At 67.2% G+C, this 16,029-nt stretch carries 22 protein-coding genes; 10 read left to right on the forward strand and 12 right to left on the reverse strand.

Annotated features, from left to right (window positions below):
• The coding region (gene parC / locus ACE5C1_RS16635; RefSeq protein ID WP_374945194.1) for a DNA topoisomerase IV subunit A at nt 1–2,026 on the forward strand (2,026 nt) is incomplete at its 5' end.
• A 64-nt stretch (nt 2,027–2,090) separates the two neighbouring features.
• Nucleotides 2,091–3,779 carry a putative bifunctional diguanylate cyclase/phosphodiesterase gene (locus tag ACE5C1_RS16640; protein WP_374945195.1) on the forward strand — a complete coding sequence of 563 codons (1,689 nt, stop codon included), beginning with the start codon at nt 2,091–2,093 and terminating at the stop codon, nt 3,777–3,779.
• Here the strand turns inward: ACE5C1_RS16640 and ACE5C1_RS16645 are convergent.
• Genes ACE5C1_RS16645 through ACE5C1_RS16660 form a run of 4 tightly spaced genes read right to left on the reverse strand, consistent with a single transcriptional unit; the run spans nt 3,749 to nt 6,628 of the window.
• Nucleotides 3,749–4,936, reverse strand: a complete 1,188-nt coding sequence (locus tag ACE5C1_RS16645) for a CCA tRNA nucleotidyltransferase (RefSeq protein ID WP_374945196.1) — start codon at nt 4,934–4,936, stop codon at nt 3,749–3,751. The two genes, ACE5C1_RS16640 and ACE5C1_RS16645, sit on opposite strands and share 31 nt — an antisense overlap.
• Nucleotides 4,927–5,508: a CoA pyrophosphatase gene (locus ACE5C1_RS16650; RefSeq protein ID WP_374945197.1), complete on the reverse strand. Its 582-nt coding sequence runs from the start codon at nt 5,506–5,508 to the stop codon at nt 4,927–4,929. Before ACE5C1_RS16650 ends, ACE5C1_RS16645 begins: the two co-directional genes overlap by 10 nt.
• Nucleotides 5,505–6,068 (reverse strand): DUF1285 domain-containing protein, encoded by a 564-nt coding sequence (locus ACE5C1_RS16655; protein ID WP_374945198.1) that lies wholly within the window; start codon nt 6,066–6,068, stop codon nt 5,505–5,507. The genes ACE5C1_RS16650 and ACE5C1_RS16655 overlap by 4 nt, the downstream gene beginning before the upstream one ends.
• 38 nt (nt 6,069–6,106) lie before the next feature.
• Nucleotides 6,107–6,628 carry a GNAT family N-acetyltransferase gene (locus ACE5C1_RS16660; protein WP_374945199.1) on the reverse strand — a complete coding sequence of 174 codons (522 nt, stop codon included), beginning with the start codon at nt 6,626–6,628 and terminating at the stop codon, nt 6,107–6,109.
• 117 nt (nt 6,629–6,745) lie between these two features.
• On the opposite strand from ACE5C1_RS16660, the gene ACE5C1_RS16665 reads away from it, so the two are divergent.
• Together ACE5C1_RS16665 and ACE5C1_RS16670 are read left to right on the forward strand one after the other, a co-directional pair.
• Nucleotides 6,746–7,117, forward strand: coding sequence for a dihydroneopterin aldolase (locus ACE5C1_RS16665; protein ID WP_374945200.1), 372 nt, complete (start codon nt 6,746–6,748; stop codon nt 7,115–7,117).
• On the forward strand, nt 7,114–7,377 hold the full coding sequence (locus tag ACE5C1_RS16670; RefSeq protein WP_374945201.1) for a Rossmann fold domain-containing protein: 264 nt from the start codon (nt 7,114–7,116) through the stop codon (nt 7,375–7,377). The genes ACE5C1_RS16665 and ACE5C1_RS16670 overlap by 4 nt, the downstream gene beginning before the upstream one ends.
• On the opposite strand, the gene ACE5C1_RS16675 is transcribed toward ACE5C1_RS16670, so the two are convergent.
• On the reverse strand, nt 7,374–8,210 hold the full coding sequence (locus tag ACE5C1_RS16675) for a hypothetical protein (protein ID WP_374945202.1): 837 nt from the start codon (nt 8,208–8,210) through the stop codon (nt 7,374–7,376). The genes ACE5C1_RS16670 and ACE5C1_RS16675 overlap by 4 nt on opposite strands.
• 215 nt (nt 8,211–8,425) lie before the next feature.
• Between ACE5C1_RS16675 and ACE5C1_RS16680 the strand changes: the two genes are divergently transcribed.
• The 5 genes from ACE5C1_RS16680 to ACE5C1_RS16700 all read left to right on the forward strand — a co-directional run bounded on the left by ACE5C1_RS16680 (nt 8,426) and on the right by ACE5C1_RS16700 (nt 11,500).
• On the forward strand, nt 8,426–9,094 hold the full coding sequence (locus tag ACE5C1_RS16680) for an energy transducer TonB (protein WP_374945203.1): 669 nt from the start codon (nt 8,426–8,428) through the stop codon (nt 9,092–9,094).
• Nucleotides 9,095–9,149: 55 nt separating this feature from the next.
• On the forward strand, nt 9,150–9,971 hold the full coding sequence (locus ACE5C1_RS16685; protein WP_374945204.1) for a MotA/TolQ/ExbB proton channel family protein: 822 nt from the start codon (nt 9,150–9,152) through the stop codon (nt 9,969–9,971).
• Nucleotides 9,972–10,067: 96 nt separating this feature from the next.
• Nucleotides 10,068–10,547, forward strand: coding sequence for an ExbD/TolR family protein (locus tag ACE5C1_RS16690; protein WP_374945205.1), 480 nt, complete (start codon nt 10,068–10,070; stop codon nt 10,545–10,547).
• 40 nt (nt 10,548–10,587) lie between these two features.
• Nucleotides 10,588–11,013, forward strand: a complete 426-nt coding sequence (locus tag ACE5C1_RS16695; RefSeq protein ID WP_374945206.1) for an ExbD/TolR family protein — start codon at nt 10,588–10,590, stop codon at nt 11,011–11,013.
• Nucleotides 11,014–11,152: 139 nt separating this feature from the next.
• On the forward strand, nt 11,153–11,500 hold the full coding sequence (locus ACE5C1_RS16700; protein WP_374945207.1) for a tetratricopeptide repeat protein: 348 nt from the start codon (nt 11,153–11,155) through the stop codon (nt 11,498–11,500).
• A gap of 185 nt (nt 11,501–11,685) precedes the next feature.
• On the opposite strand, the gene dcd is transcribed toward ACE5C1_RS16700, so the two are convergent.
• The 6 genes from dcd to ACE5C1_RS16730 form a co-directional block, all read right to left on the reverse strand.
• Nucleotides 11,686–12,240 carry a dCTP deaminase gene (gene dcd / locus ACE5C1_RS16705; RefSeq protein WP_374945208.1) on the reverse strand — a complete coding sequence of 185 codons (555 nt, stop codon included), beginning with the start codon at nt 12,238–12,240 and terminating at the stop codon, nt 11,686–11,688.
• A gap of 97 nt (nt 12,241–12,337) precedes the next feature.
• Nucleotides 12,338–12,640 carry a hypothetical protein gene (locus tag ACE5C1_RS16710; RefSeq protein WP_374945209.1) on the reverse strand — a complete coding sequence of 101 codons (303 nt, stop codon included), beginning with the start codon at nt 12,638–12,640 and terminating at the stop codon, nt 12,338–12,340.
• 69 nt (nt 12,641–12,709) lie between these two features.
• Nucleotides 12,710–13,159 (reverse strand): cytidine deaminase, encoded by a 450-nt coding sequence (locus tag ACE5C1_RS16715; protein ID WP_374945210.1) that lies wholly within the window; start codon nt 13,157–13,159, stop codon nt 12,710–12,712.
• Complete coding sequence (locus ACE5C1_RS16720) at nt 13,156–13,833, reverse strand: GH25 family lysozyme (RefSeq protein ID WP_374945211.1); 678 nt, start codon at nt 13,831–13,833, stop codon at nt 13,156–13,158. The genes ACE5C1_RS16715 and ACE5C1_RS16720 overlap by 4 nt, the downstream gene beginning before the upstream one ends.
• A gap of 5 nt (nt 13,834–13,838) precedes the next feature.
• Nucleotides 13,839–14,321 (reverse strand): UPF0262 family protein, encoded by a 483-nt coding sequence (locus tag ACE5C1_RS16725; protein WP_374945212.1) that lies wholly within the window; start codon nt 14,319–14,321, stop codon nt 13,839–13,841.
• A 589-nt stretch (nt 14,322–14,910) separates the two neighbouring features.
• Nucleotides 14,911–15,129 (reverse strand): hypothetical protein, encoded by a 219-nt coding sequence (locus ACE5C1_RS16730; protein ID WP_374945213.1) that lies wholly within the window; start codon nt 15,127–15,129, stop codon nt 14,911–14,913.
• Between the two features lie 59 nt (nt 15,130–15,188).
• On the opposite strand from ACE5C1_RS16730, the gene ACE5C1_RS16735 reads away from it, so the two are divergent.
• Entirely contained in the window at nt 15,189–15,347 is a 159-nt protein-coding gene (locus ACE5C1_RS16735; protein ID WP_374945214.1) for a hypothetical protein, read from the forward strand.
• Here the strand turns inward: ACE5C1_RS16735 and ACE5C1_RS16740 are convergent.
• A complete protein-coding gene (locus ACE5C1_RS16740; protein ID WP_374945215.1) occupies nt 15,344–15,724 on the reverse strand; it encodes a hypothetical protein in 381 nt (126 codons plus the stop codon). The genes ACE5C1_RS16735 and ACE5C1_RS16740 overlap by 4 nt on opposite strands.
• Between the last annotated feature and the right edge of the window lie 305 nt (nt 15,725–16,029).

A 16,029-nucleotide genomic window follows, 5' to 3' on the forward strand; every position in this document is an offset into this window, starting at 1 on the left:
CGTCGGCGACGTCATCGGCAAATACCATCCCCACGGCGACCAGTCGGTCTACGACGCGATGGTGCGCCTCGCGCAGACCTTTTCGCTGCGCTATCCGCTGGTCGACGGGCAGGGCAATTTCGGCAACATCGACGGCGATAACGCCGCCGCCTACCGCTACACCGAGGCCCGCCTGACCGCGGTCGCGATCGATCTGATGGACGGGCTCGACGAGGACGCGGTCGGCTATCGCCCGACCTACAACAACGAGGATCACGAGCCCGAGCTGTTCCCCGGCCTGTTCCCCAATCTGCTCGCCAACGGCGCCGCGGGCATCGCGGTCGGCATGGCGACCAGCATCCCCCCGCACAACGCCGCCGAGCTGCTGGAGGCCGCGATCGCGCTGGTCGACGACCGTGAGGCCGACGTGCTCCGGTTCATCCGCGGCCCCGACTTTCCGACCGGCGGCCTCGTGGTCGATCCCGTCGCGGTGATTGCCGAGAGCTACCGCACCGGCCGCGGCGCGTTCCGGGTCCGCGCGCGCTGGAGCATCGAGCGCGAGAAGGGCGGCGGCTGGACCGCGATCGTCACCGAAATCCCGTACGGCGTCCAGAAGGGCAAATTGATCGAGCAGATCGCCGCGCTGGTCAACGACAAGAAGCTGCCGATCCTGGCCGACGTTCGCGACGAGTCCGACGAGCTGATCCGGGTCGTCCTCGAACCGCGCAGCCGCACCGTCGACGCGGGCGTCATGATGGACGGGCTGTTCCGACTGACCGACCTGGAGGTCCGCGTCCCGCTCAACCTCAACGTCCTCGACAAGGACCGCACCCCACGGGTGATGCCCCTGCGCGAGGCGCTCGCCGCGTGGGTCGATCACCAGTTCGTCGTCCTCGAACGGCGGACGCGCCACCGGCTGGACAAGATCGCAGACCGGATCGAGCTGCTCGACGGCTACCTGATCGCCTTCCTCAACCTCGACCGCGTCATCGAGATCATCCGCACCGAGGACGAGCCGAAAGCGGTGATGATCGACGAGTTCCGCCTGACCGACCGCCAGGTCGAGGCGATCCTCAACATGCGGCTGCGCAGTCTGCGGCGGTTGGAGGAGTTCGAGATCAGGACCGAGCGCGCCAAGCTCGACAAGGAGCAGGCCGGGCTGGCCGCGTTGCTCGCCGACCCCAAGAAGCAACGCGCCAGGATGAAGCGCGACCTCGCCCGCATCCGCGACCGCTATGGCGAGGATACCGCACTGGGCAAGCGGCGCACGACGATCGAGGAAGCAGCGCCGACCCGCGACATCCCGCTCGAGGCGATGATCGAGCGCGAGCCGATCACCGTCATTCTCTCGCGCCGTGGCTGGATACGGGCGCTGCGCGGCCACGCCGATCTCGCCTCGGCGGACACCGCCAAGTTCAAGGAAGGCGACGGCCCCGCCTACGCCTTCCACGCGCAGACCACCGACAAGTTGCTGCTAGCGGCGCAGAACGGGCGCTTCTTCACGCTTGCCGCCGACAAGCTTCCCGGCGGCCGCGGCTTCGGGGAACCGGTGCGCGCGATGATCGACCTCGATGGCGACGTCGGCATCGTCGCCTTCCTGCCCGCGCGCGCCGCGACCAAGCTGCTGGTCGTGGCCTCCGACGGTCGCGGCTTCGTCGTCGCGGCAGCCGACGTCATCGCCGAGACGCGCAAGGGCAAGACCGTGCTGACTCCCCGCGACGGCGCGATCCTTAAGGTCGTGCGCCGGATCGCTCCCGAGGCCGACTACGTCGCCGCGATCGGCGACAACCGCCGCCTCGTCGTCTTTCCACTCGCCGAAATGCCCGAACTGTCGCGCGGCACCGGGGTCCAGCTCCAGCGCTTCCGCGATGGCGGGCTCTCGGACGCGACCACTTTCGCGCTGGCGACCGGCCTGAGCTGGCCGATGGGGGGCGACAGCGGGCGAACGCGGACCGAGGCCGATATGAACCCGTGGCGTGCGGCGCGCGGCGCGGCGGGGCGGATGCCGCCGACCGGCTTTCCGCGGAGCAACCGTTTCGACGGGTAAAGCACGGAGACGCAGGTCTAATCCTTCAAACGTCCTTAACGATCATGGGCTAGGCCAGTCGGCGATGACCTCTGTCGCCACCATCCGTCCCGTGATCGATTGCGCGAACGCCATGGCGGCGGTCGAGCTGCTGCCGATCCCGGCGGCGGTCGTCGGGTGGGCGGGCGAGGCGCTCTCGCTGATGGCGGTGAATCGGGCTTTCCAGCTGGCCGGGCTGGGGAACGCGCGCGATGCTTCGCCGTTGCTGACCTCGATCGAGCCCGACATCGCCGCCTTTCTCGCATCGGAGGCGACGACACGGACCTTTGCCTGGTCGATCGGTGAGGCGATCGACCGCCGGTTCTTCAGCGCCACGCTGGCGCGGTCGTCGCCGGGGGTTCGCGGCTGCCTGGTGACCTTGATCGACGAGACATCGCACCGTCACACCGAACGCAGCCTGCACCGCGAGATGACGACCGACAGCCTGACCGGGCTGCCCAATCGCCAGGGTTTCGGCGACCTGATCGAGACCGCGGGGAGTGATCGCGCAGGGCATGCGGTGCTGGTCGTCGATCTCGACCGTTTCGGCCGGTTCAATGCGTGCCTGGGCTCGCTGTCGGGTGACGAGTTGCTGATCAGCGTCGCGCGCCGGATCAAGGGCGCGCTCAGGGCACGCGACACGCTGGCGCGGATCGGCGGCGACGAGTTCGGCATCTTCATGGCGATCGACGAGGACCGTGCCGAGGCCGAGCACGTCGCCAAGCGCATCCGCCTCGCGCTCACCGCGCCGTTCCGCCTGTCCGACTACGAGATCCGGGTCGATTGCTCGATCGGCATAGCCTTCGGCGCCGACGAGCAGGACAACGCAAGCGACGGGGACAACAGAGGCGATGGCGGCGAGGAATTGATCCGCCATGCCCAATTTGCGGTCAACCGCGCCAAGGCGACGGGCAAGGCCGAAGCGTACCAGACCCAGGCCTTCGACCTCGTGCGCGAACAGTTTGCGATCGAGACGCAGCTGCGCCGGGCGATCGAGAACGGCGACCTCAGGTTGAATTTCCAGCCGATCTGCGATCTGTCGACCGGGCGGATCACCTGTTTCGAGGCGCTGGCGCGGTGGCGAACCGCCGACGGGCGCAACATCTCGCCAGCACAATTCATCGAGGTCGCCGAGGAATCGGGGCTGATCGTGCCGCTCGGACGCTGGGCGCTCGACGCGGCGACACGGACGCTGGCGGAATGGGACCGCGAGGCGGGGGGCGATTGCGGTGTCCAGATCGCGGTCAACATTTCGCCGATCCAGCTTCAGCGCGACGGCGTCGTCGGGCTGGTCGGCGATGCGCTGGCGCGGACCGGACTTTCGGGGAACCGGCTGAAACTCGAACTGACCGAAAGCGCGCTGGTCGCGGATCCCGATCGCACCGCACGGACGATGCGCGCGCTCAAGGATCTCGGCACGACGCTGGCGATGGACGATTTCGGTACCGGCTATTCCAATCTGGCGCACCTTCAGGCGCTGCCGATCGACATCCTCAAGATCGATCGCAGCTTCGTCACCGGCATGCTCGCCGACCGCGACAAGATCGCGATTGTCCGCGCGGTCCTCAGCCTGGCGCAGGCGCTCAACATGCGCACCGTGGCCGAGGGGATCGAGACCAACGCGCTCGCGCAGACGCTGTCGGCGCTGGGCTGCAACATGGGGCAGGGCTTCCTTTACGCCCGCCCGCTCGAGCCCGGGCTCGCCTATGCGATGATCGCGCCGCCGAGCGCCTGAGCGACCGTCTCCGCGGCGATGACGCGGGTGCGGGTTGCATCGGGAAAGCCTTCCGCGATCCAGCGCGACTCGACCGTCTTGAGCGCGCGGGCGACGTCGGGCCCTCTCGCCAGCCCCATCGAGACGAGCGCCCCGCCGCCGATTGGTAGCGCCGGAAGCACAAAGTCACGCAAGGGCCACACGTCTGCTCCCGCAATCAGCAGGCGGTCGAGCGCGATCGCCGCGCCGAAGCGGTAGGCAAGCCCCAGGGGGCCCTCGTCGCCCGGACCAGCCGTCGCGGCCTTGAGCCGCTGGCGATCGGCGTTCGACAGCTTGAGCCGCGCCCCGACCGGCTTTGCTGCATCGGGCGGGATCAGCACCGCCAATCGCCGGATCGCGTCGGCGGGTATATCGTGCACGGCCTCTGCGTCGGCCAAGGCCGCGAGCCGGGCGGCGCCTGCGCCATCGATCTCGGGCAGCACCGCGCGCAGGATGCCGCGATCGACCATCAACGCCATCACCGCCACTGCGTGCCGCGCGACCAGCAGCTTGAGCAATTCGGCCGCGATCCGCTCCCGCGACAAGGCCATCAGGTCGTTGGCGCGCTCGGTGCAGGCATCGAGTCCCTCGGGGTCGACCAGATCGCCGAAGCGCGCGTGAAAGCGGAAGAAGCGCAGGATACGCAGGTGATCCTCGGCGATCCGGCTCCGCGCATCGCCGATGAAGCGCACTCGCCCCGCGGCGAGATCGTCGAGGCCGCCGAAATAATCGAACAGTGCGCCACTCGCCGGATCGGCATAGAGCGCGTTCATGGTGAAGTCGCGCCGGCTGGCATCGACCCGCCAATCGTCGGTGAAGGCGACGATCGCGTGACGCCCGTCGGTCACGACGTCACGCCGCAAGGTGGTCACCTCGACCGGGCCGCCCGCGGTCAGTGCGGTGACGGTGCCATGCGTCAGCCCGGTGGGCACGACGCGGATACCCGCATCCTTCAGCAGCATCACGACCGAATCGGGTGTATGCCGAGTGGCGATATCGATGTCGGCCACGGCTAGCCCCAACAGTGTGTCGCGCACCGCCCCGCCGACGAAACGCGCATCGTTCGTCCCCAGCACCGCGGCAAGCTCGGCCAGCCCCGCGCGCGCGCGCCAATCGGCTTGGGCAAGCGTCACTGCCACGCCAGCCGCCGCGACAGATTGACGATGATGCCCGCGGTCGCGCCCCAGATGCGGCGATCGGGCCAGGGAATTTCGTAGAAGCGCCGCGTTCGGCCCTGCCACTCGCCTGCGCTTTCGCGGTGGTTGGCGGGGTCGAGCAGGAAGGCCAGCGGCACCTCGAACACCGCGGCGACCTCGGCCTCGGCGGGCACCAGCGGCAGGTCGGCGGGCACGACCCCGACGACCGGCACGATCTCGTAACCGGTGCCGGTGCGGAACCGGTCGGTCGTGCCGATCACCATCACCGCAGCGGGCGGCATCGCGATCTCCTCGTGCGCCTCGCGCAGCGCCGCCGCGACCGCATCGGTGTCCTCGGGATCGACACGGCCACCGGGAAAGGCGACTTGCCCGGCATGGCGGCGCAGCGTTTCGGTCCGCTGGGTCAGGATGACGCCGGGTTCCGCACGGTCGGTGATCGCGATCAGCACCGCCGCAGCCACGGACGTGGCAGCGTGGGGCATGTCGTCGCCGGCAAGCGCGGGTGGACCCGCGCTGGCGGTCAATGCGGTGATCAACCGCTCGGCGAGCGTCACGCCGCTGCCAGCGCAAAGAAGGCGCCGTCGCTCCACACCCCTGGCACCGTATCGTCGCCGGCCAGGGCGAGTTCGGCGAGCTCGTAATAGACCGGCCGAGCGACCAGCGCCTCGAGCCCCGCGCGCACGTGGAGATATGGGTGCGGGCCATCCTCACACTCCTCGAAGCGCAAGCGATGGTCGGGTCCGGCGGTCACCAGGTCGCCGGTGTTCAGCTGGAACGCGAGCCGCGTTGCCGATCCTTCGCCTGCTACCTTTACCGCCACCGCTAGGAATGCGGCGTCGTCCACCGCGATGTCCAACTTTTCGACCGGGGTGACCAGCACGTGACGGCCGTCGGCCTCGCGCCGCAAAATCGTCGAGAACAGCCGCACCATCGCCGGGCGCCCGATCGGCGATCCCTGGTGATACCAGATGCCGTCGCGTGCGATCCGCATCTCGCTGTCGCCGCAGTGCGTCGGGTTCCACTGCTCGACCGGCGGCAGGCGGCGCTCGGCGGCGCCGCGTACGATTTCCTCCAGCGTCATTGTCGCAAGGTCGGGGGGAGCGTCCATCGGCATGTGCCGCAGGTAGGCGCGCGGGTCGGGTGCGTAAACCCTCAGGCGGGAAGCGCGAGCGCCGGGCCGAGTTCACCCGAAACGTCGGGAACATGCGCTCCGCGTGCCAGCAGACGGCGCCGCTCGACCGGTCCGGGCACGCGCCAGCGCGCGGTGCGCTCGGCGGTGAAGCCGAAAACACGGCCGTAATATTCGGGATCGCCGATCAGCATCAGCCCGGCACCGATGTCGTCCGACGCATCCGCAGCGGCGAGCGCGCGCTCCATCAGCCGCCGGCCGATCCCATCGCGCTGCCGCTCGGGCGCAACCGCCACCGGCCCCACCATCACCAGCGGCATCGTGCCGCCGCCGTCGCCGGCGCCGGCGAGCATCACCGGCCAGCATTGGATCGAGCCGACCAGCACCCCATCGTCCACCGCGGCGAACGAGAGTGGTGAGATAGGGCGCGCGCTGCCGCGGACCTTGTAGGCGGTGCGCTGGTGTCGATCGGTGCCGAAGGCGCGGTCGAGAAGCGCCTCGACGGCGTCGGGATCGATCGAGGCGAGGGGCTGTAGGACGATCACACGCACATACTCTCAAGGCTCGTCGGGGGCGAAGCCGCCGCGCCATACCCCCAGGTCCGCCGAACGCAAGCGGAATGCCGGGTTTCGTGAGGCTGCGCGTCTGCTACGGGGCGGGGAATGGAAGACATGCTGCAATTGGAAGTCCACGACATCGAGGTGCCGGTGCTGACCGGCATCTATTCGGAGGAGACGCACCTGCCGCAGCCACTGCGCATTTCGCTCACCGTCGACCTGCGCTGTCCCGCCCGCTTCGATCCGGAGACGCCCCTGTCTGCCTCGAAGAACTATCTCGATCTCAAGCGTGCGGCGACCGCGGCGCTGCCCGCGGGCGTCCACTTCACCCTGATCGAGGCGGTTGCGGATCACATCTGCGAGACGCTCTTCCTCCAGGACGCGCGCGTGCTGCGGGTCACGGTCCGCATCGTCAAGCTCGCCATTTCCGAAGCCGGCGAGTCGATCGGCATCACGCTTGTCCGGCATCGCCGGTGAGGGTCGCCCGTGGCGACGACGTCGCGGTCATCGTCCGTGCGGCGGCGGGCGAGGCGCTGACACTGATTCTGGACGGCGGCGAGTCGGTGGAACACGCCGTCCTGCTGGCGGCGATCGCCCCGCTTGCGATCGAGCGGGCGCCGATGCGCGTCAATGCCGTCGTGGCGGGGGTGGGAGCGGACCCGGCCGACATTGAGGCGGCGGTCGCCTTCCTGGATTCGGCACGCTCGACGACGGGGCAGCTCCTGCGGGTCGCTTAGCCGCGGGTGCGGCCGCATGGGCCGAGCTGTGCCAGCACGAAGGCGTAATCGGTTCGCGCCTGCGCCGCATCGTCCGCACCCAGCGTCGCGGTTGCGCGATCGGGCAACGCCGCGGGCAGCCCGCAGGCAAGCCGATACCATAGCAATGTGTCGCGCGGCGGCGGTCCTGCGGCCTCGTCCACCACTTCGCTCAGCGCCACCGCCCAGCGCGGGCGCTCGCCGGGGCGGCGGAGGATCGACAGCGACATCGGCGTATTGTCGGCGGTCGCGACGAAGACCTGCGTCTCGCCTTCGCCGGGCAGCGCGCCGGGCACGTGGAAGGCGTTGCCGATCCCGTTGACCGGCGGTGGTGCATCGGCGGCCACCGCGGCCTTGGCGATCGCGCGTACCCGCGCATCGGTGTCCGCCGTCCATGGCAGCTGCGCGTCGGGCGCAACCAGTTGCAGCTGGCCGGGCACCTGCGGGACCGGGCGCGCCAGGGCGATCACGCGTGTCTTCTTCAGCTTGGCGAAGCGGCCAGCTGCGTAGGGCGCGAGGTCGAGCAGATAGCCGACGCGCGCCGGCGTACCGCCTGCGCCGCGGATGAGTGCGCCGACGTCCGCCTCGATATACTGGCGCTGGTGCCCGGGCACGACACCGGCAGCCTCGTTGCCCTTGATCCGGGCTGTCGATCGGATCGTCGCATCGACGATGACCGGTGCGGCCAGGACCATGTCGGCGAGATCGGCGAAACCGGGCGCGGTGGCGGCAGCGGACGGCTGGAGCACCTGTCCGCTCGCGGCAACGGATATCGCGAGGCACAGCGGGATCGCGGCGGAAAGAAGGCGTGGCATGCAAGTCGGTTAGCCGCGCGACGATGAACGATACAGAACTAAAACGTGGCTTCGGAGTTTGAACGTTTGTTGCTTCCGACAAAGCGTTTGCGTGTCGATGAACGTGGCGATAGGAATCAGGTCTGACCGAGGACGCATATGGGCCCGGGCAGACGGTTTATGGGCGGCCGACGTACCGTCAGGACCGCACAGGATTGAGGGAGTTTGATTGCCGCATGGCCTATGCCGACCAGAAGATGTCCAGTGGCAAGGTGATCGCGATCGTTATCGTCGCGCTGATCCATGCCGCACTGGGCTACGCCTTCGTCACCGGCCTGGCGTACAAGTACGTCAAGGCGGCCAACGAGAAACTCGACGTGTTCGATGTCGAACCGCCGCCGCCGCCGCCGCCGCCGGAGGATCCGCCGCCGCCGCCGCCAGATCAGCCGAACCTGCCGCCGCCGCCGACCACGGTCGTCACGCCGCCGCCGGTCGTGGTGACGAACCAGCCGGTATTCATGAATACGACGCCCGTCATCCCGCCGAGCCAGCCGATCTATCCGCCGACTCCGCCGACGCCTCCTACTCCGCCGGCGCCGCCGCGCGTATCGCAAGCGGCCGGGCTGAAGGGCAATCCGGGGCAGTTCTTCGGGCCGGATGCCTATCCGCCCGCGGCGCAGCGTGCCGAGGCGCAGGGGCGTGTCGTCGCATCGCTGACCGTCGGCACCGATGGCCGGGTGAGCGATTGTTCGGTAACCACGTCGAGCGGCAACAGCGATCTCGACAGCACGACCTGCCGGATCGCCAAGAGCCGGGTCCGGTTCTCACCTGCCAAGGACGAGGCGGGCAATCCGATCTCGTCGAAATACACGCTGCCGGTCCGCTGGGTGTTGCCGCAGAACTGACCGAGCTTTCCGATCAATCCATCGTTGCGATGCACATATTCAAAGGGAACCGACCATGATCACCACCATTCTCGCTGCGGGCGGCGCCGCCGCAAAGGGCGGCGATGCCAACCCCTACGGCCTCGAAGCGGCGCTCCGCGAGGGCGGGCTCATCTCGCAGTCCGTGTTCACGATCCTCGTTCTCATGTCGATCGTATCGTTCTACATCCTGTTCTCGAAGCTGTTCGAGCAGCAGAAGATCATGAACCAGGCCAAGCGCGTCCGTCAGAGTTTCTGGCAGTCCAACTCGCTGCGCGAAGGCTCGGCCAAGCTCGACAAGAACTCGGCCTACAAGCAGATCGTCGATGACGGTCTCGCCGCTCAGGACCAGCATGGCAAACTGACCGATCCGGTCGAGGCGCATGACTGGCTGCACGGTTCGCTGGCGCGTTCGGAAGCTGCGATCAATTCGAAGCTGGGTGGCGGTCTTGCCTTTCTCGCAACGGTCGGTTCGACCGCGCCGTTCATCGGCCTGTTCGGCACCGTGATCGGCATCTATCGCGCGCTGATCAAGATCGGCTGGTCGGGACAGGCGTCGATCGACGCCGTCGCCGGTCCGGTCGGCGAGGCGCTGATCATGACCGCGCTCGGCCTGGTCGTCGCAGTGCCTGCCGTGCTCGCGTACAATTGGCTTCAGCGCCGCAACAAGTCGATCGCCGAGGACCTGTCGGCTTTCTCCAACGACGTCCTGGGCTTCCTTGCCTCGAACGGCGCGGTGAAGCCGGCCATGGTCGCGGCCGCCGGCAAGGCACCGGTTGCGGCAGCGCGGCCGGGTCCGGGCACGGCACCTGGTTCGACCATCGCGACCCAGACCGGCGGCGTACAGACTCGCCCGTGAACTGACTGACACCGCGGGGCCGCCACGCTGGCGTCCCCGCAACCACGTGCCGGACGTTAACGCGTCGGCGTTGAACACGAACAGATGGACTAGCGCATGTCGATGAGTGTTGGCGGCGATGCTGCCGAAGAAAAACCAATCACCGACATCAACACGACGCCGCTCGTCGACGTCATGCTGGTGCTGCTGATCATCTTCCTGATCGCGGTTCCGGTGGTGCTGCAGAGCGTGAAGCTCAAGCTTCCCAATGTCCGCTTCGATCCGACGACGACCAAGCCCGAGAATGTGCTGCTGTCGGTGACTGGCGACGGAACGAACTGCAATGTCTATTGGGGCATGTCGCGGGTGACATCGACCGAGTTGCTGAATCGCGGGGTCGAGAAGCTGAAGGCCGAGATCGATCGTCAAGGCGGCGTCGGCAATCCGGCGCTCGAACTGCCCGAAGCGCATATTCGTGGCGATGTGAACGCACCGTATCGCTGCATCGGCGGCGCGATCTACACGATGCAGCGGGCCGGATTTGCAAAGGTTGGTTTCATCTCCGAGCCGCCCCCGGGCGGCAATCCACGGATGTAATTGACCTCAGCGTACAGAAGAGACCCAGGAGTAACACGACATGTCAATGAGCGCCGGTAATGACGACGGCGAACCGATGATGGAGATGAACACGACGCCGTTGATCGACGTCATGCTCGTCCTGCTCATCATGTTCATCATCACCATTCCTATTCAGACCCATGCGGTGAAGGTCGACCTGCCGGTCAACAGCAAGAACCCGAATAATGTGATCGACGCCCAGAAGAACAAGGTATCGATCGCGCCCGATGGCACGGTGTCGTGGAACGGAGCGCCGGTCGACGAGGTGACGCTGCGGCAGTACCTCGACCAGACTAAGACCATCAATCCCGAGCCCGAACTGCATTTCCAGCCGGATCCGCAGGCCCGCTACGAGTCGGTCGACAAGGTTCTGGCGATCATCAAGCGCTCCAATGTCGGCAAGTTGGGTTTCATCGGCAACGAGCAATATCGCAACGATTTCTGATACGACGACCTGTCGTTGTTTTGAGGGCGGCTCCGAAAGGAGCCGCCTTTTTTTGTCTGCAGACGATCGTGTTGCTTGCGCGACTGTCTTCAAAGTGACATTCTCCCGTAACAAAAGTGCAATGTAACAGGAGATGGCTATGATGATGCGAATGGGCTTGGCCGCGTTTACGGTCGTGATGGCGGTTCCCGGCTTGGCGCAAGCTTCGGATCGCACCGCGACAGGCGCGATCGTGACGGGCGATTATGCAAGCGCCGAGCGCGTCCTTGTGGCCGAGCGACGTATTTTTCCGGCTCGCCCCGAGCTCATGCTCAACCTGGCGACCGTCTATCGCCAGACCGGACGCGAGTCGGAAGCGCAGGCGCTCTACGCCGATGTGTTGCGCCGCCCCGACGTCCTGATGGACATGCCCGACCAGCGCACGATGTCGTCGCATGCATTGGCACAGGTTGGGTTGCAGCGACTGACGCAAGTTGCCGCGCGCTGATCGGCTCGAAGGCTTTGGCGCAGATGTGACGCGCCAAAGTCACTCGTCTGCTGACCTGTTAAGAGCATATGCCGCTATGCCACGCGTGTTGTCCCTCCGAATGTGTCTGAGGCGCACCTGATACATCGGAGTCGCGGCTCCCGTCTCCAACATCCGGACCGCATCAAGCCTGCAGTATTCCGAGGCTATAGCCGGGGCAGTGTCACTCCGCGCTGACCCATGTATTTGCCCGCCCGGTCGGCGTAACTGATCTCGCAGGGTTCGTTGCCCTTGAGAAAAAGGAATTGGCACGCGCCTTCGTTAGCGTAGACGCGTGCCGGCAACGGCGTGGTGTTCGAGAATTCCAGGGTCACGTGACCTTCCCAGCCCGGTTCCAGCGGGGTGACGTTGACGATGATGCCGCACCGCGCGTACGTCGACTTGCCGAGGCAGATCACCAGGACGTCGCGGGGCACGCGAAAATATTCGACGGTCCGCGCCAGCGCGAAGCTGTTGGGCGGGATGATGCAGCAATCGGTCTTGCGGTCGACGAAGCTGTTCGCCGCAAAGTCCTTGGGGTCGACGATGGCGCTGTCGACGTTGGTGAAGATCTTGAACTCGTCGGCCACACGCGCGTCGTAGCCGTAGGAGGACAGGCCGTAGCTGATGCAGCCATCGCGGCGCTGCGCCTCGACGAACGGTTCGATCATCGCGTGGGCGGTCGCCTGTTCGCGAATCCAGCGGTCGGATTGGATGGACATGCGCCGTTCCTTTGCGGGGAATGGCGGTGCGGGCAAGCGGACAATCGGGAAGGGCGCGCGCGGCGGTCCTTCCCGATCGCCTGGCCCGATCGGCGCGTCAGCGTTGGTCGGAGTTCATGCCAGCGCCGCCGGTGCCCTGGCCCGCGCTGGTGCCCTGGCTTCCCATGCCGCTCTGCCCGGCATTGGTGCCTTGGCCACCCGTGCTGCCTTGGCCCGCGGTGTTGCCGGTGCCGTCGTCGCGATTGGCATTGCCTGTCTTGTTGCCACCCTGCTGGTTCTGCTGGCGGTCGACGTTCTGCTGACGGTCCTGGTTCTGGCCACCGCCCTGAGTGCCCTGGCCGCTACCCTGGCCGCCTTGGCTCGTCGAATCGCTGCCGCTCTGATTGCGATCGTCCATCATCCATCTCCTACGATTTAGCCCCTCTAAACGGAGGCGCAGCAACAACGCTCGATCAGGTCTACGGCTCCCTCAATTCATCCCGAGATCCCGCGGGCCGAACGCATCGGGAAGGAGTGTGGAGACGCGGTAACTCTCGACCGCGCCGCCTTCGGCCGCGCCGCAGTGAATGGGGAAGTCGCGGCCGCCCATTTGCGCGGCTTCGTTAAGCACCTGACGGCAGCGACCGCAGGGGCGAACGGGTGCGGTGCCGGTTGGGCGGCCGTCGGCGTCCATCGCACCGCCGATCACCCCGATCGCCGCGACGTCGCGGATGCGCCCGGCGGCACTCAGCGTGGCGATGGCCACAGTCTCGGCGCAGAGCGACAGGCCGTAAGAGGCGTTTTCGACATTGGCACCGGTGACGACGCTGCCGTCGGTCAGGAGCACCGCGGCGCCGACCGCGAAGCGCGAATAGGGCGCGTGGGCGTTACGCGCGGCGGCGCGGGCGCGTTCGATCAGCGAATCGACGTCGTCGTTCATGGTGCCACCACGTCCCAGTTTACCGGTCCCTCGATGCCGTCGATGCGGCGAACGTCGCTTGCCCGCCAGATCCGCCACGGGCGCGCGGCATAGTTCGGAGCGAAGGCGTTGGCGATCGACCAGACCGGACGCCCGACCGCCGCGGACAATGCGTAGTCACGCTCGATGTCGCGCGACGTGCGCAGAAGGACGGGCTTGCCGGTGTGCGCCTCCACCCGCTCGACGAACCGGGCGATTTCGTTGGCGAGCGCCGTCTTCTCCGGCCTCGCGGTGCAATCGGCGCGATAGGCGATGTCGATTGCGGCAGGGAGCGCGTCGGTGCTGGCGGGAACGAAGGTGTTGAAGGCGTCCGCCTGCGCCGTCGCGCGCTGGCACAGCGAATACAGGTGGACCGCACCGCGGCGCAGGCCGGCCTGGGGCAGCGCGGCCCAGTTCGCCTCGAACGCAGGGTCGCGGCGGTCGGTCCCCGCGGTCGCGACGAGGTAGGCGAAGTCGGCCCCGCTCGCGCGCACGCTGCCCCACTCGACCGCGGCCGGGTTCTCGGGCAAGTCGATGCCTTGGAGCGGGTAGCGGGCGGCGGAGGGGTGCCACGCCGTGGCCCAGCTCCACGCGCCCACCCCCGCCGCGCCGATTGCAGCGAGGCCGATCGCTGCCTTGACGACGACACTAACCATGCCGGCTACCCACGGATATGGAGGACGCAGATCAGCGTGAAGAGGCGGCGCGCGGTGTCGAAATCGACTTCTATCTTGCCCTCCAGCCGCTCCATCAGCAGCTCGGCGGCCTGGTTGTGGATGCCGCGGCGGGCCATGTCGATCGTCTCGATCTGTTGCGGGGTGGCGGCGCGGATCGCCTGGTAATAGCTGTCGCAGATCGCAAAATAGTCGCGGATCGGGCGGCGGAAACGCCCGAGTGCCAGCACCAGCGTTTCGAGCGGGGTGTCGTCCTCGCGCCGGATCGCGATCGCCAGGCGGCCTTCCTCGACCGACAGCGCGACGCGGTAGGGCCCGGCATAGCCGTCGGGGTGGACGCGCTGGGGCGCGAAGCGGTTGTCCTCAATCAGGTCGAAGATCGCAATCCGCCGCTCCTGCTCGACATCGGCAGAGCGCCACAGGATGGTGCGCTCGTCGAGATCGACATGGATGATCCGCGGGTCGGCCATGCGGGCGGATAACCCGGAAAGGCGCGCCGCGTCACGGAGATTTGTGCGCGGACGGCGGCGCGAAAGGTCACAAGAAAGTCGCACGGACGCGGGGTCGGTGCCGGCGGCGGGGTGGACGTTGACACTGGTTGACACGTGGACTGCGGTTGGCGGCATGCCGACCTTGACACTGGTTGACACGTGAACGCGTTCGACCGGTGAGGGAAACTCGACACTCGTCGACGGACGTGCGGGCGTGCTGAACCAGAGCAACGCGCGCCCGACGTTGACACTGGTTGACACGTGAGCGCGTGCCGATCGGTGGCGATCGTTTCCATTCCGGTGATGATCGACAAACAGCATGGGGTGGGATGGCATAGGTCGTCGTTGTAGGACAGATGTTCGATGCGCGTGCCGGTGCTGCGACTATCCCGGTTACGCTCAAACCGTTTGCTTGGTTATAGGCTGCGCCGTTCAGGTTGAGGCAGGGCGGTAATGCTCCCCGCCATGGGTGGCCATTCACCCGGGTGCGGCGACGTCGCCCCATCCCCCTCAGGTGACAGCCGTGACGGAGCCAGGGATCATCGCCGTTGTCACGCACCACCAACAGTCAGTTGATCCTTCTGATCGCACAGACAAGGCAGGTTACCTTGAATAGCGGATTATGTGTGGAGTGGATGTCGCCGAGGCGTGGCTCGATGCCGGGATCGAGCGTGCCGGTCACCGTCGGTTTGCCAATGCGGCCGAGGGCGCAGCCGGGCTGCTGGCCCGGTGCCGCGAGCATAACGTCGGACTGGGGGTAATGGAGGCTCCAGGCGGCGTCGAGCAAGCGGCGTTCCTGCCGCTGTGGCGCGAAGGCCAGCCTTGCGCCATCGCCAACCCCCGGCGGTGCGCAGCTTTGCCCAAGCGATGGGTTATCTGGAGAAGACTGATCGGGTCGACGCCGAGATGATCGCCGGATATGCCATCGCCCGTCGGCTAGACCCCACGCCGCCGCCCTCGGACGACCACCGTTGGCTCGCTGCGCTCGCCGGGCGCCTGCGCTAGGTCAGCGCCGACCTGTCGGTCCAAAAGCAGCGCCTGCACAGCGCCGCCGATCCCACCGCGCGCGCCAGCCTTGCCGAGGCGATCGGCTTCTTCAACGCCCAGGCCAGGGCGCTGGCGGCCGAGATCGGCAGCCTGATCCACGCCGATCCCGTATGGCACGCGCTCGACCGGACCATCCGCTCGGTAAAGCCTGTCCTGAGCGCCTGCCCTGGCAGGCAGTCGAAGGAGGGCTGGCAGACCGCACCGTCGCCGTCCTGCTTGCAGATCTCCCCGAACTCGGCACCGTGTCCAACAAGCCTGTCCCGAGCGCAGTCGAGTGGGCAGTCGCCAAGCTGGTGGGCCTGGTACCGCTCCTCAACGACAGCAGAACCCGGCACGGAGCACGCTTCATCCGCGGCATACGGGCCAGCGTGCGCTCCATCCTCTGCCCGGTGGCCGACTTGGCTCGCAAATACGACCCCGACCTCGCCGCCTCCTCGCCCAAGACAACGCCAAGAGACCGTCCGCATCGCGCTCGCCAGGAAGCTCCTCGTCCGCCTCAATGTAAGCGGAGCTTCGGCCCCACGTTGAACGGGGCGGGCTAAACGGCGAGTCTCCAGGTCCTGTTCGGGACGCTTGGAGCCGTGTTGATGTCATATGCCGATGCCGGCTCTAGTGGGGTGCGACGGTTCGAGGTGTTCAC

Source organism: Sphingomonas sp. (assembly GCF_964263785.1).
Lineage (GTDB): Bacteria > Pseudomonadota > Alphaproteobacteria > Sphingomonadales > Sphingomonadaceae > Sphingomonas.